The organism is Janthinobacterium sp. GW823-FHT06H09 (genome assembly GCF_058794735.1).
Genome location: NZ_JBXAHC010000006.1, coordinates 204,141 through 218,074 on the forward strand (window position 1 = coordinate 204,141; position 13,934 = coordinate 218,074).

Below are 13,934 nucleotides of genomic sequence, written 5' to 3' on the forward strand. Positions count from 1 at the left end.
CCGGCTGCGGCTCTCCCCTGTGCGTGTGAAGCGGGGCATGCGTGGCTGCATGCCTCTATGTGCTTAAAACTCTTCCCAGTCGCCGGCCGTCACGGCTTCCGCTTGCGCCGCACGGGGTTTTGCCGGCGCGGCCTGGCGCTTGGCGGGGCTGCTGGCCGCTGCTGCCGGTACCAGGCGCAGCGGCTTGTGACTGGCGCGTGCCGGTGCTGGCGCCGGTGCGGGTGCCGCCAGATGGCTGTCATGCGTCTTGAAGATGCTCACGGTTTCCACCAGGTGGCTGGCCTGCTCGCGCAGCGATTCGGCCGCCGCCGCCGCTTCTTCCACCAGCGAGGCATTTTGCTGCGTGACGCTATCCATCTGGGTCACCGCCTGATTGATCTGCTCGATTCCTGCGGACTGTTCCTGGCTGGCCACCGTGATTTCAGCGATGATGTTGCTGACGCGGGCGACGCTGGCGACCACCTCGGACATCGTCGTGCCCGCTTGCGCCGCCAGCCTGGAGCCCGCATCGACGCGGCTGACGGAATCGTCGATCAGCGCCTTGATTTCCTTGGCTGCGCTGGCGCTGCGCTGGGCCAGGCCGCGCACTTCGGTCGCCACGACGGCGAAGCCGCGGCCCTGTTCGCCGGCACGCGCCGCTTCCACGGCGGCATTCAGGGCCAGGATATTGGTCTGGAAGGCGATGCCGTCGATGACGCTGATGATGTCGACAATCTTGCGCGACGATTCGCTGATCAGGTCCATGGTGCCCATCACTTGCCCCACCACGGCGCCACCCTTGCTGGCGACGTCCGATGCCGTCGTGGCCAGCACATTGGCTTCGCGGGCATTTTCCGCATTCTTGCGCACGGTGCTGGTGAGCTCTTCCATTGACGAAGCGGTTTCTTCCAGCGAACTGGCTTGCTGTTCCGTGCGCAGCGACAGATCGCTATTGCCGCTGGAAATTTCCGCGGCGGCAAGGGAAACGGTGTCGGAATCCTGGCGCACCGACGACACTACCGTGGTCAGCGACTCCTGCATGCGCTGCAGCGCCGACAGCACGCTGGCGGTATCGTGCGGTGCAACGTTGAGTTTGCCTGTCAGGTCGCCGCCGGCCAGCAGGCTGACGGCGTCGCACAGCTGCTTCGGTTCTGCGCCCAGCGCCTTGAGCAGGCTGCGTGTGATGAGCCAGCCCGCCAGGGCTGCCAGCACGATGGACAGCAGGCTGGCGCCGATGAGAATATTCCTGTTGAGCGTGTAACGCTCGTTGTCTTCCTGCAAGATGGCGGTAGAGCGCTGGTCCGTCAGGGCGAAATATTCATCGCTGGCGGCGACGAGGGCGGCCAGCAGCGGGCGGCATTCCTCATTCATCTTGACGATGGCCTGGTCGGTTTTCTTTTGCAGCGCCAGGTCCACGATAGCCATCGCGACGGGAGAATAGCGTTTTTCGATGCCGTCTATCTTGTTGACTATGGCGCGCACTTCATCCGATACCTCAGGCTGCTGTGTCAGCTGCAGCAGATGCTGCATGTTCTTGACGACCTCGGCCTGCGCCTGCAAGACCTGTTTGCGTTCGATCTCCAGGTCTTCCGGCTTGGTGACGAGCACCAGATTCCTGGCCGCCACGGCACGCATGTCGATTGCGTCACGTACGCGGTGCGCCGTATTGGCGCGGGCGGTGATGCCGTTGACATACTGGTCAAAACTGGCGTTGAAGTTGGAAAAGCTCCGCACGGACAGGATCGATATGCCGATGAGGAAAAAGACCAGCAGGCCGAAAGCCAGAGTGAGCTGGGTGCGTACGGTGAATTTGTCCATGATGTCTCTCCAAAATACGTGGTGATGATTAGAAAGGGGGCTTGCGTGAGACCGGTGGCAGGCGCTTGCCTGGCGACGGGTCGAGTCCTACGCAGTGCTTTTCTATCCAGAACACGGATTCGTGGTGCAAGGATGGAATTAATTTAAAAAACCGATTTCAATAATTTATTTGTTTTATTTATTAAATTCATTGTTGCACAAAAAATTCATTAAATCAATGATATTTTGCGTGTCAAAAAACAACTTTTCGGTATGGATGCTGGTTCCTGCGCCGTTTGATCGGGCGCAGGACAGTATCTTCGGGGAGGTGGATCAGCCGGGAATGGGCGTGCCCTGGTGAAAAATCATTTGCCAGCGGCCATCGCGCCATTTCCACAAGGAACTGCGCAAGCTGGCGCTGGCGGGCAGGGTGCCGTTGGCGTGGCGTTGCGAGCGGTAGGTAACCAAGGCAACATCGTCGGCCAGCAAACGGGCCTGAAAATCGCGGATGCTGCGCTGGCAAAAGTCTTCCACCGGCAAGTCCGCCAGGGTTGCCGCGCGTGTCCAGAGATTGCCCGAGCTGCCGAACTCGACGAAGTCGTCAGCCAGCAGGGCCGCCAGCCTGGCCCTGTCGGCGCGCACCGCCTGGCTTTGCAGCGCCGCTTCCAGCGCCTGCAGCTGCGCCGCCAGGCTGTCCTGCTGAGTATCCCGCGCGTCGTCCATTGGCAAGATATTCAGATAGGAAATGCGCCCGCGCCCGATACATTCAGGCAGGCGACCTTGTCGCTGGAAAAGTACTTGATTTGTCCCAGGCCGATGGCGTAGCAGCCGTCGCTGAGCGGGGAAATGGGGCCGGTGAGTTTTTCACCGCCGACCAAGGTCACCACCCAGGGCGTGGTGGCCGGTTTGCCCGCGTGGGCCAGTGCGTGTTGTACCAGATCTGACATGCTGCCTCCGTTGGAAATCAAAATCCGATGATAGCAGTGTCCGGTGTCGGATAGCCGCTGGATTGACGACAAGAGGGGGGCGCTTTACGCGTCGGCCAGCAAGTTCTTTGGCAGGGCCACCGATACCAGCTTCCAGTGCCACAGGCCGTCGCGCGTCAGGGTCAGTTCGCCGATATGGCTTTTGCTGTGGGCGCGCTGCACCACCACGCTGTTCCACGAGGTGTAGCGCAGCCTGTAGTCGGGCTTGGTGTTGCGCTTGCGGCCGCTGATGTCGCTGACCTTCGCGATCGGGTTTTCGTAGCGGTCATTGAGCTTCATCAATGCGACGATGCCTTCGGGCATCAGCATGGTGTCGAGCAAGGGATCGATGACCTCGGGATTGATATCGTCGGCCACTTCCGGCGCCGAGAACAGGGTGTGCAGTTGCTGCCCCAGGCTGCCGCGCAACTGGGCCAGGTCGATCTGCGCGGCCAGCGCCTGCGTATCCTCGTCCATGGTGGCCGCGCGGATCTTGTTCATGGTGAAGTACGGGCTGCCATAGAAGACGCCGGCCAGCGCGACCAGTACCGCTACAGCGAGAAGCATCATTTTTTTCATCGTGCAATCTCTCGGATGCCTGGCGACCCGGTGCGCCTGAGGTGTTGGCATTCTACATAATATTTCCCAAAATCAATATGACGGTTTAGGTAAGTGTTGTTTTAGATCAAGTTTCTTTAGAGTAATTCCGGCGGCAGGGTAATGTCCATCAGTTTCCAGTCCCAGATGCCATGGCGGCGCAGCAGAAACTGGCTGGCGGCGGGGCCGGCGCCGCTGCGCCGCAGCACCACTTCAGTCCACGAGCGGTACGCCATGCCGAAGTCGTGGCGCTTGCCATCAGCCCCCTGCTTGCCGTGCAAGATCAATACCGTGATGCCGGGCGGCGAGACGATGGTGTCGAGCATTTCCTTGAAATCATCGTCATTGGCCGTTTCGCCGCCCGCGCGCAGCTGGCGCGCCACGCTGGCGCGGATCGCAGGCAGGTCGGCCTGCTGCGCCAAGTTTTCCAGGCGCACGGATTTCGCCGCGATGCTGATGCGGTACATGGCGATGTAGGGGCTGACCCAGGTGAAGCCGATGGCGGCGACGGCAAAAATGATCGCGGTGGCGTACTTTCTTTTCATGCTATATCTGCCTGGATCGCAGCTTGCCCGCGAGTGTCAGTAGCCGCCAATGATTTGGTATTCCAGGCCCTGATTTCCTGCGCTACGTACTTGGATCTTGATTTTCCTGAAGGTGATTTCCGCAGGAAAATTTGTGATCTCGAATGATAAATCTTGCGAAAACGACGGCCTTGCCAGGCTGCCCGCATACTCCCGGTAGGCAATGCGCAAAGTCTTATTGCTGTAGCCCTGATATAGCAATTGTGAATTGATGGACCTGTCGATAGGTGCAGTTTCCACTCCCGGGCCGAATTTGATGCCGGGGCTGACGTCTTCGTGCCACCACGCCAGATCGCCTGCGATCATCACCTGGTCCAGCAGGCCATCATTGTTTCGGTCGGCAAAACAGGCATTCTTGGTCATTCCGGGCAGCAGCATATTGAATACCTGCCGTTCAGTGCAGTAAGCAGGTTTTCCCTCGACGTCGGCGCGGTACAGGAAGTCGCCCTCGATGACAGCTACACGTCCGCCGCCAATCGACACGGCGCGTCCATCGTAAATCTGATAGCCCGTTTTGCTTGTGTATTGAAATGTGGACAACAGTGCTTCACCGGCAGTGACCTTTGAAACGACATTCAGTTGCGGATCATGGCCGATGCGTTCCATCGTGCGGGTGGTCTCGCGCACTTCCATGGTGGCGCACCCGCTGAGTACCAGGGCAGCGATGGCGACGCGGCATAACTTTTTCATTGATTTCCTTGTTTGTCTTCGAAGCGCTCATACGCAAGCAGGCGCGAGTAAGGGGAAGGTCGTTAAATATTGCCAAATGATAAGTTCAGTTGCTTCTGAAGGAAAGGAAAAATGCGCTTTTTTCTGCCGTGACGAGCGATGGGGGACCACGGTCAGCCTTATGGAGGGCGGATGGTGTAGCATTCGTGCCGGCGCGGACCATCGCGCCGCAATATTGAGGACAACCATGAATATCACTATCAATCAGGTGCTGCAGTCGTATATCGACCCGCTCACCGCCAGCGAGTACGCGGCGCTCGAGCGCAGCCTGCTGGCCGAAGGCTGCCGCGATGCGCTGGTGCTGTGGAACGACGTGCTGATCGACGGGCATAACCGCTACGCCATCTGCCGCCAGCACGGCATCGAATTCAAGACCATCCAGAACACCAGCTTTACCTCGCTTGACGACGTCATGCTGTGGATGATCGACAATCACCTGGCGCGCCGCAGCGTGTCGGACTTCCAGCGCGGCGTGCTGGCCTTGCGCAAGAAGGAAATCGTCGCCGCGCGCAGTCCGGCGCCCGTCAGCGCCCAGGACGCGCCCGATGGCGAAAACGCGCCCAAGCCTCCCATGAGCACGCGCGAAGAGGTGGCCAAGGCGGCCAGATTGAGCAGCAACCAGATCAGCCAGATCGAGAAGATCCAGAAAGCCGCTTCGCCCGAGCTGGTGGAAGCCGTCCGTTCGGGCACGATCTCCATCAATGCGGCGGCCACCGTGGCATCGCTGCCGCCCGAAGAGCAGGTGGCGGCTGTCGCCGGCGGCAAGAAGCTGCTGCGCCAGGCGGCCAAGGAAATCCGCGAACAGCGCGCCGCCACGCGCACGCCGCGCGAGCCGAAAGCGCCTCACGTTTCGCAGGACACGCCGGAGACGGGCAACGAGCCGTGGGCGGAAAACGCGGCCCAGGCGCCGTCCGAAACGGAGCGCCTGCGCGGCGAGATCGCCAGCTTGAAGCAGAAAGTGGCGCAGCTGCAGGCGGAAAATGTGGAACTCAACCAGCGTATCGCCACCCTGATCGACGCATCCTGATATTGGAGTAGTGCATGCCAGTTCGCCGTGCCTTGTTCGCCGCCATCGCCTGCGGCATCGTTGCCGCTCCTCCCGCGCTGGCGGCGCCCGGCGCTTCCGTCACGGACATGGCCCGTTGGCAGGCGCAGGCCGCCAACGTCAGCATCGCGCGCGACACCTGGGGCATTCCCCACGTGACGGGCAAGAAGGATGCCGATGCCGTCTTCGGCCTGATGTATGCGCAGGCCGAGGACGATTTTCCCCGCGTGGAATTGAACTATATCAATGCCATGGGGCGGCTGGCGGAAGTGGAGGGCGAGCGGGAGCTGTACCGCGACCTGCGCATGAAGCTCTTCATCGATCCGCAGGAGCTGCAGGCGCAGTACCGCGCCAGCCCGCCGTGGCTGCAGAAACTCATGGATGCGTTTGCCGATGGCCTGAATTTTTACCTGGCCACGCATCCGCACGTCAAACCTCGCTTGATTACGCATTTCGAGCCGTGGATGGCCCTCAGTTTCAGCGAGGGCAGCATCGGCGGCGATATCGAATCGGTCAACCTGACGCAGCTCGAAGCGTTCTACGGCCAGCAGGCCAGGCCCGTCGCCATGGCGCTGGCCAGCGTGGAGACCAGGTTGGCGTCAGGCCTGGACCCCGAACCGAGCGGCTCGAACGGCTTCGCCATCGCGCCCGCGATTACCAAAAACGGCCATGCGCTGCTGATGATCAACCCGCACACCTCGTTCTACTTCCGTCCCGAAGTGCAGGTCACCAGCGGCGAAGGCCTGAACGCCTACGGCGCCGTCACCTGGGGCCAGTTCTTCGTCTACCAGGGCTTCAATGAACGCCTGGGCTGGATGCATACCTCGGGCGGCGGCGACGTGATCGACGAATACCTGGAAAGCATCGTCGATCACGATGGCGCCTGGTTCTACCGCTATGACGGCGGGCTGCGCCCTTTGAAAGCCGTGCCGATCACCTTGCCCTATAAACTGGCCGATGGCCGCATGGGATCGACAACCATCACCGTCTATTACAGCCACCACGGACCCATCGTGCGCGCGCTGGACGGTAAATGGGTGGCCGTGCGCCTGATGAACGAGCCGTTGAAGGCGCTCATGCAGTCGTACACGCGCACCAAGGCGCGCGATTACGCGGCCTTTTACAAGACGATGGAGCTGCGCACGAATTCGTCGAACAACACGGTGTATGCGGACGGGGATGGCAATATCGCCTATTTTCATGGCAATTTCATCCCCGTGCGCGACCCGCGCTTCAACTGGAAGCAGCCCGTCGACGGCAGCGACCCTGCCACGGAATGGAAGGGGCTGCACACGGTGGCGCAAACCATCACCTTGTTCAATCCGAAGAATGGCTGGATTCAGAACACGAACAACTGGCCGTATTCGGCGGCGGGCGCCAACAGCCCGCGCCAGCAGGACTATCCCGCCTACATGTCGGCCTACGGCGAAAACGCGCGCGGCCTGCATGCCGTCAAGGTTTTTCAGAACAAGACGGGTTTTACGCTCGACAGCCTGATCGCCGCCTCCTACGACAGCGAACTGACGGCCTTTGAAACGCTGCTGCCGCCGCTGTTCGCGGCCTACGATGCGCTGCCGGCCGGCGGCGCGCAACAGCTGGCGCTGGCGGAAAAAATCTCGCTGCTACGGACCTGGGACTGGCGCTATGCGCTGACGTCGACCGCCACCTCGCTGGCCGTGTTCTGGGGCCAGGAGCTGGCGGAGCTGACGGGCAAGCAGGCGAGGGAACAAGGCGTGCCCGTGGTCGATTTTCTGGCGACGGACAAGGTCACGGCGGCGCAGCGGCTGGCTGCCCTGGCGACGGCGGCGGACAAACTGCAGCGCGATTTCGGCCACTGGCAAACGCCGTGGGGCGAGATCAACCGCTTCCAGCGCCTGACGGGCGACATCGTGCAGCCGTTCGATGATGCGCAGCCGAGCTTGCCGGTGCCTTACGCGTCGGGCAACTGGGGCGCGCTGGCTGCGTACGGCCAGAGCAGCAAGAGCCGCACGAAACGCATCTACGGCGAACGCGGCAACAGCTTTGTCGCGGCCGTGGAATTCGGCCCCCGCATTAAGGCGAAAAGCATCCTCGCGGGCGGCCAGAGCGGCGACCCGAAGTCGCCGCACTTCCAGGACCAGGCGGCCATGTATGCGCGCGGCGAATTCAAGGAGGTGTTGTTTTATCCGGAGGACGTGGCGAAGCACCTGGAGCGCAGGTATCGGCCGGGGGAGTGAGGTTTGTGGTGTGTCGGATTACGCCCGGCGTTGCCGAGCTAATCCGACCTACCGGCCTCGGTATGCCGTAGGTCGGATTAGCGCAGCGTAATCCGACACCTCTCCCTTCAAATCGCGTCCAGCGCCGTGCGCAGATCATGGCGCAAATCCTCGATATCCTCGATCCCCACCGACAGGCGGATCAAGCCGTCGCCGATGCCCAGCTTGGCCCGCTGTTCGGCGGGAATGCTGGCATGCGTCATCAGGGCCGGGTGCTCGATCAGGCTTTCCACGCCGCCCAGGCTTTCGGCCAGGGCGAACACCTCGCAACGCTCGAGGAAGCGCCGCGCGCCAGCCAGGTCGGTGTCGAGGTCGATCGAGATGATGCCGCCGAAACCATCCATCTGGCGCTGCGCCAGCGCGTGCTGCGGGTGCGACGCCAGGCCCGGATAAAACACCTGTTTGACTTCCTTTTGCTGTTCCAGCCACTGCGCCAGCACCAGGGCACTTTCGCAATGGCGCTGCATGCGGATAGCCAGGGTTTTCACGCCGCGCAAAGCCAGAAAGCTGTCGAAAGGCCCGGCAATCGCCCCCACCGAGTTTTGCAGGAAGCCCAGCTGCTCGCGCCATTCCGCCTGGCGTTCCTCCGCGCCGACGATGGCGATGCCGCCGATGATGTCCGAGTGGCCGTTCAAGTACTTGGTGGTCGAATGGACGACGATGTCGAAACCATGTTCCAGGGGGCGCTGCACCAGCGGGCTGGCGAACGTGTTGTCGGCCACGGCGATGATGCCCCGCTCGCGGCAGATGCCGGCGATCGCCCGCAAGTCGGCCAGCTTCAGCATCGGGTTGGTCGGCGTTTCCACCCACACCATCTTCGTTTCCGGGCGCAGCGCGGCCAGCAGGTTCTCGGGATTCGTCAGGTCGACATACGTGAATGCGTGGCCGGCCGAACGCCGGCGCACGCGCTCGAACAGTCGATACGTGCCGCCGTACATGTCGTCGCCGGCGACGATGTGGCTGCCCGCGTCCAGCAGTTCCAGCACGGACGAAATGGCGGCCAGGCCCGAAGCGAACGCGAACGCTGCGCTGCCACCTTCCAGGTCGGCCACGCAGCGCTCGAGCGCCCAGCGCGTGGGATTGTGCGAGCGGCCGTAATCGAGGCCCTTGTGTACGCCGGGGCTGTCCTGCACAAAGGTGGAGGTGGCGTAAATGGGCGGCATGATGGCGCCCGTCGACGGGTCGGGTGACTGGCCGGCGTGGATGACGCGGGTGGCCAGGTGGCGCTTGCGGGTGGTTTCTTGGCTCAAGATAAAGTCCTGCGTAAGTGGTTGAGAAGGTCGAAGCGGGTGATCAGGCCATAGAAGCCGGTATCGTCGGCGACGACGGCCGTCAAGCCCCGGTCCAGCGTGGCGCGCAGGGCGGGCAAGCCGCTCGATGGCGCCAGGGTTTCGATCTGCGTCGTCATGGTGGCGCCCACCAGACCTGCGAAATGGGCGGCGTCGCTCGACACATGCAGCAGCAAGTCCGATTCGTCGATAATGCCGACCAGTTGGCCGCCGTCGATGACGGGCAGTTGCGCCAGGTCGCTGGCGCGCATGCGGTTGAAGGCCGTGAGCAGGGTGTCGCCGGGCGCCACGCTGACGACGTCGCCCTCGTCGTAACGGCGTCCGATCAGGTCGCGCAAGTCGCCCGAGAGCGCGCGCTGCAACAGGCCTTGGTCGCGCATCCAGCCGTCGTTGTAGACTTTGGATAAATAGCGCGTCCCCGTGTCGCAGACGAACGTGACGACGCGCTTCGGGCTAGTCTGTTCGCGGCAGTATTTGAGGGCGGCGGCCAGCAGCGTGCCGGTGGACGAGCCGCCTAAAATACCTTCGGCGCGCAGCAGGGCGCGCGCCGAATCAAAACTTTCCTGGTCCGTGATGGTATAGGCCTTTGTGACGCTGTCCATGTCGGCGATGGCCGGGATAAAATCTTCGCCGATGCCTTCGACGGCCCACGAGCCGCTCGTGTCGCTCACTTTGCCCGTGTCGATGTATTCCGTGAGGATGGAGCCTTGCGGGTCGGCCAGCACGAATTCGAGCTTGGGCTGCGTCTTGCGGAAGTAGCGCGTCAGGCCCGTCAGGGTGCCGGACGAACCGACGCCGACGACGATGGCGTCCACGTCATGGCCAGTTTGCTCCCAGATTTCGGGAGCCGTCGTCGTTTCGTGGGCCAGCGGATTGGCGGGATTGTTGAACTGGTCGGCGAAGAAGGCGCCCGGCAGTTCGCGCGCCAGCCGCGCCGCATAATCCTGGTAGTACTCGGGATGGCCCTTGCCCACGTCCGAGCGCGTGGTATGCACTTCGGCGCCCAGCGCCTTCAAATGCAGAACTTTTTCCGTCGACATCTTGTCGGGCACGACGAGAATCACGCGGTAGCCCTTGATGCGCCCGACGAGGGCCAGGCCGATGCCGGTGTTGCCAGCCGTGGCCTCGACGATGGTGCCGCCCGGCTGCAAGCGGCCGTCGGCTTCGGCCGCTTCGATGATGGACAGGCCGATGCGGTCCTTGATGGAACCGCCGGGATTTTGCGACTCCAGTTTCAGGAACAGCTGGCACGGGCCCGTATCGAGCCTGGTGACTTCGACCAGCGGAGTGTTGCCGATCAGCTTGTATAGCGCTGGCGGCTGGGAGGGGGATGGCATTCGATCATTCATGGTGGCTCCTGTCAGAGAAACAGCCGCTCAGGATCGTGTCCCGAGCCGCCTTCCGTGCCGCGCAGTGTAGGCGGGTGGACGAGTGCGGCGAACGAATGTTTCTATGCTTGCATATGCGCGCTGCGCATATCGGCGGCAAGGTGCGCGATGCGAGTATGCGCCGTTTTTCGCCCGCTTGCCGCACCACAGGCAGGACTATTAAGCTGCCGCAAGCTCACCATTGCGATTTATAATCACGCCTCGAAAAGATACTAAATAGTATTGAAAATCAACCAGACAGGGCAGGCGGCGGTGGCAAAACTTTATTTCCGGTATTCCGCGATGAACGCGGGCAAGTCGACGGCCTTGTTGCAGGTCGCGCACAACTATGAAGAGCAGGGCCAGCAGGTGCGCCTGTACACGGCCGCCATCGACAGCCGCTACGGCGTGGGCCGGGTCACCTCGCGTCTGGGGCCGCAGCGCCAGGTCGATATCTTCCATGCCGACACGAATTTCCTCGACGATATTCCCCAGGTCGCCTGTTTGCTGGTGGATGAGGCGCAATTTCTCAGCACGGCACAAGTGCAGCAGCTGCACCAGCTGGCGCAAGTGAAGGGCGTGCCCGTCATCTGCTACGGCTTGCGCACGGATTTCAAGGGCGAACCGTTCCCCGGCTCGGCCTATTTGCTGGCGCTGGCCGACGATATCGAAGAGTTGAAGAATATTTGTACGTGCGGCAAGAAGGCCACGATGAACATCCGCGTGGACGAGCAGGGCCGCCGCATCAAGGAAGGCGAGCAGATCAGCATAGGCGGCAACGAGAGTTACCGCCAGGCTTGCGGGCGCTGTTTCTACTCCTAAGCTAATTCCTTATTCGGCGACGGGCACGCCCACGTCCGCATCGTCCGACAGCGCCAGATCGCCCCGCTCGAACGCGGCGAGGATGTCATTGGCGCGCGCCACGTCGTGTTCGCGCACCATGACGCGGGCGCCGCCGATGGCGGCTGCCAGCAGCATGTCGGCCTGCATGTGCTGGTCATCCGTCAGCAGCACGTCGATGCCGGCCGCTGCCAGGCAGCCGCGGATGACGTGCGCATCTGTGGGGATCATCAGCCGGGCAATCAAAACATAGTCGTCGTGCATCGTGTCTCCTGGCAAGGTGGTATGCGCCATCTTAGCACCGCGCCCGCTTTTACAGCTTGAACACGCTCACCACCTGGTTCAGCTCATGCGCCTGCTCCTGCAGGGCGTCGGCGGCCGCGGCCGCTTCTTCCACCAGGGCCGCATTCTGCTGGGTCACCTGGTCCATCTGGGCGATGGCCTGGTTGACCTGCTCGATGCCGCTGCGCTGCTCTTCGCTCGCCTGCGCGATCTCGGCCATGATGGTGCTCACTTGCTGGACGCTGGCCACCACGGTGTCCATGGTGGCGCTGGCCTGGCTCACTTGGGCGTGGCCCAGGTCCACCGTGCCGGCCGATGCCTGGATCAGGTCCTTGATGTCTTTCGCGGCGGCCGTCGAACGCTGTGCCAGCGTGCGCACCTCGGTGGCGACGACGGCGAAACCCCGTCCCTGTTCGCCGGCGCGGGCCGCTTCCACGGCCGCGTTCAAGGCCAGGATATTCGTCTGGAAGGCGATGCCGTCGATGACGCCGATGATGTCGGCGATCTTGCCAGATGAGCTGCGGATGGCGTCCATGGTGCTGGCCACCTGCGCCACGGCGGCGCCGCCTTCGGCTGCCAGGCTCGACGATTCATGCGCCAGTTTGCTCGCTTGCTGCGCGTGATCGACGTTCTGGCGCACGGTGGAGCTCAGTTCCTCCATCGAGGCGGCTGTTTCTTCCAGCGAACTGGCTTGCTGTTCCGTGCGGCTCGACAAATCCAGGTTGCCGCTGGCGATTTCACCGGACGCCGTGGCGATTTGCCCGGCGCTGCCGCGCACGTTGCCGACCACTTGCGACAGGTTGTCGCTGATGCGGTTCATGGCGCGCAGCAGGCGGCCGATCTCGTCCAGGCTGGTCGTATCGAGGTGCACCGTCAGGTCGCCGGCGGCGATTTGCGCAGCGGCCGTTTCGGCGGCGGCCAGCGGGCGCGAGACGAGGGTGCGCACCAGCCAGTACAGCAGCAGGGCGAAGACGAGCAGGGCGACGAAGCCGGAAATGGCCAGCTGGTTGCGCAGCTGGCGCGCTTCCAAGGTGATTTCGTCCGTGAACGTGCCGCCCGCGATGATCCATTGCCAATCCTTGAATTGACGGTAGTACAACTGTTTTTCGCGCGCGCTGGCAGCCGTTTCGCCGGGCGCCGTCCACGTATAGCGCATGGCGCCGTCTTTTTGCGCCAGCATTTCCTGGATGAACATCCGGCCGTCGCTGGCCTTGAATTCGAGCGCGCTCTTGCCTTCGCTGTTCGGGTGCAGCACCAGGTGGCCGTAATTGGCGCCGGGAGCCGTGTCGACGATGTAGATGTAGCCCGTCTGGCCGATCTTGACCTGGCGAATCTTCTCTTTCAGCATGGCCAGATTCTTGCTGATATCGAGGCCGATGAACAGCACGCCCACCACTTTGCCTGCCGCGTCGCGCACGGGGTCGTATTGCGTAATGTATTGCTTGCCAAACAAGGTGGCCATGCCGACGAAACGCTGGCCCGCACGCAGCGGCGCGTAGCTGGGGTGGTTGTGGTCGAGCTGGGTGCCGATGGCGCGTTCGCCATCCTGCTTTTTCAGCGACGTGCTGATGCGCACGAATTCATCGCCGTTGGCGGCAAAGATGGTGGCGATCACGCCCGTCTGCGCCGTGTAGCGGTCGACCAGGGCCGTATCGAGGTTGAGCACCTTGCCGCCGTTGGCCAGGGCCGGCGTGGCCTTGCCGGCCACGGCCACCATGGCGCCCGCGTCGACGGTGAACGGGCCGGGAAATTCGGCCGCGAACAGGCGCGCAAAGCTGGCCGCTTCGTTGACCATGGCCGTATGGAAGACTTGCGTGGTCGTCATGACGCTATTGAGTTCGCTGGTGACGGCCGCTTCGGCACGCTGTTCCAGCACGCGCGAGGTATTGATACTCATCAAGGCAGTCAGGCTGGCGAGGATCAGGCTGACGAGGGCAAACGTGAAGACGGTAATCTTGCCGCCGACACTCCAATGGCGGGGGGAGAAGGAAATTGTAGGCATAGTGTGAGTCTGGCAAAGGGTAATCAGCTCGGCCATTCCAGGTCATGACATGACACGCGGGGAGGGGATCTGGTGGGGACACTGTTGAAACGAAAGCGCGCCGGCTGTGGGAGCGGCGCGCAGGCAAGCTGTATTTCAGGGCGCGATGATAGCATGTTGCTTGCCATTTGTTACTAAGTGTTTCCCGCAGGAATCACTTTTTC

At 62.4% G+C, this 13,934-nt stretch carries 13 protein-coding genes; 3 read left to right on the top strand and 10 right to left on the bottom strand.

The window, feature by feature from the left end; genetic code table 11:
• Positions 1-63: 63 nt before the first annotated feature.
• The 6 genes from AC1Q6X_RS12115 to AC1Q6X_RS12140 form a co-directional block, all read right to left on the bottom strand.
• Positions 64-1,797: a methyl-accepting chemotaxis protein gene (locus AC1Q6X_RS12115; RefSeq protein WP_121669868.1), complete on the bottom strand. Its 1,734-nt coding sequence runs from the start codon at positions 1,795-1,797 to the stop codon at positions 64-66.
• 312 nt (positions 1,798-2,109) lie between these two features.
• Positions 2,110-2,499 (bottom strand): nuclear transport factor 2 family protein, encoded by a 390-nt coding sequence (locus tag AC1Q6X_RS12120; protein ID WP_492497214.1) that lies wholly within the window; start codon positions 2,497-2,499, stop codon positions 2,110-2,112.
• Between the two features lie 11 nt (positions 2,500-2,510).
• Entirely contained in the window at positions 2,511-2,723 is a 213-nt protein-coding gene (locus AC1Q6X_RS12125; RefSeq protein ID WP_070222955.1) for a hypothetical protein, read from the bottom strand.
• Between the two features lie 84 nt (positions 2,724-2,807).
• Positions 2,808-3,311 carry a DUF2939 domain-containing protein gene (locus tag AC1Q6X_RS12130; protein ID WP_070222954.1) on the bottom strand — a complete coding sequence of 168 codons (504 nt, stop codon included), beginning with the start codon at positions 3,309-3,311 and terminating at the stop codon, positions 2,808-2,810.
• A 125-nt stretch (positions 3,312-3,436) separates the two neighbouring features.
• Positions 3,437-3,883, bottom strand: coding sequence for a DUF2939 domain-containing protein (locus AC1Q6X_RS12135; RefSeq protein WP_492497217.1), 447 nt, complete (start codon positions 3,881-3,883; stop codon positions 3,437-3,439).
• Between the two features lie 36 nt (positions 3,884-3,919).
• Positions 3,920-4,612, bottom strand: coding sequence for a hypothetical protein (locus AC1Q6X_RS12140; protein WP_070291241.1), 693 nt, complete (start codon positions 4,610-4,612; stop codon positions 3,920-3,922).
• 226 nt (positions 4,613-4,838) lie between these two features.
• Here AC1Q6X_RS12140 and AC1Q6X_RS12145 point away from each other — a divergent pair, with 226 nt between their 5' ends.
• Both AC1Q6X_RS12145 and AC1Q6X_RS12150 read left to right on the top strand, forming a co-directional pair.
• Positions 4,839-5,678, top strand: a complete 840-nt coding sequence (locus AC1Q6X_RS12145) for a hypothetical protein (RefSeq protein WP_070291240.1) — start codon at positions 4,839-4,841, stop codon at positions 5,676-5,678.
• A 14-nt stretch (positions 5,679-5,692) separates the two neighbouring features.
• Positions 5,693-7,912 (top strand): penicillin acylase family protein, encoded by a 2,220-nt coding sequence (locus tag AC1Q6X_RS12150; protein WP_492497219.1) that lies wholly within the window; start codon positions 5,693-5,695, stop codon positions 7,910-7,912.
• 107 nt (positions 7,913-8,019) lie between these two features.
• Here the strand turns inward: AC1Q6X_RS12150 and AC1Q6X_RS12155 are convergent, their stop codons facing one another.
• Positions 8,020-9,201, bottom strand: a complete 1,182-nt coding sequence (locus tag AC1Q6X_RS12155; protein ID WP_492497221.1) for a trans-sulfuration enzyme family protein — start codon at positions 9,199-9,201, stop codon at positions 8,020-8,022.
• Positions 9,198-10,577 (bottom strand): pyridoxal-phosphate dependent enzyme, encoded by a 1,380-nt coding sequence (locus tag AC1Q6X_RS12160; RefSeq protein WP_492497223.1) that lies wholly within the window; start codon positions 10,575-10,577, stop codon positions 9,198-9,200. Before AC1Q6X_RS12160 ends, AC1Q6X_RS12155 begins: the two co-directional genes overlap by 4 nt.
• Before the next feature lie 303 nt (positions 10,578-10,880).
• Between AC1Q6X_RS12160 and AC1Q6X_RS12165 the strand changes: the two genes are divergently transcribed.
• On the top strand, positions 10,881-11,429 hold the full coding sequence (locus tag AC1Q6X_RS12165) for a thymidine kinase (protein ID WP_034755172.1): 549 nt from the start codon (positions 10,881-10,883) through the stop codon (positions 11,427-11,429).
• Between the two features lie 9 nt (positions 11,430-11,438).
• Here AC1Q6X_RS12165 and AC1Q6X_RS12170 read toward each other — a convergent pair whose 3' ends face one another.
• Positions 11,439-11,711 carry a putative signal transducing protein gene (locus tag AC1Q6X_RS12170; protein ID WP_070222941.1) on the bottom strand — a complete coding sequence of 91 codons (273 nt, stop codon included), beginning with the start codon at positions 11,709-11,711 and terminating at the stop codon, positions 11,439-11,441.
• 49 nt (positions 11,712-11,760) lie between these two features.
• Entirely contained in the window at positions 11,761-13,731 is a 1,971-nt protein-coding gene (locus tag AC1Q6X_RS12175; protein ID WP_492416091.1) for a methyl-accepting chemotaxis protein, read from the bottom strand.
• Positions 13,732-13,934: the final 203 nt, after the last annotated feature.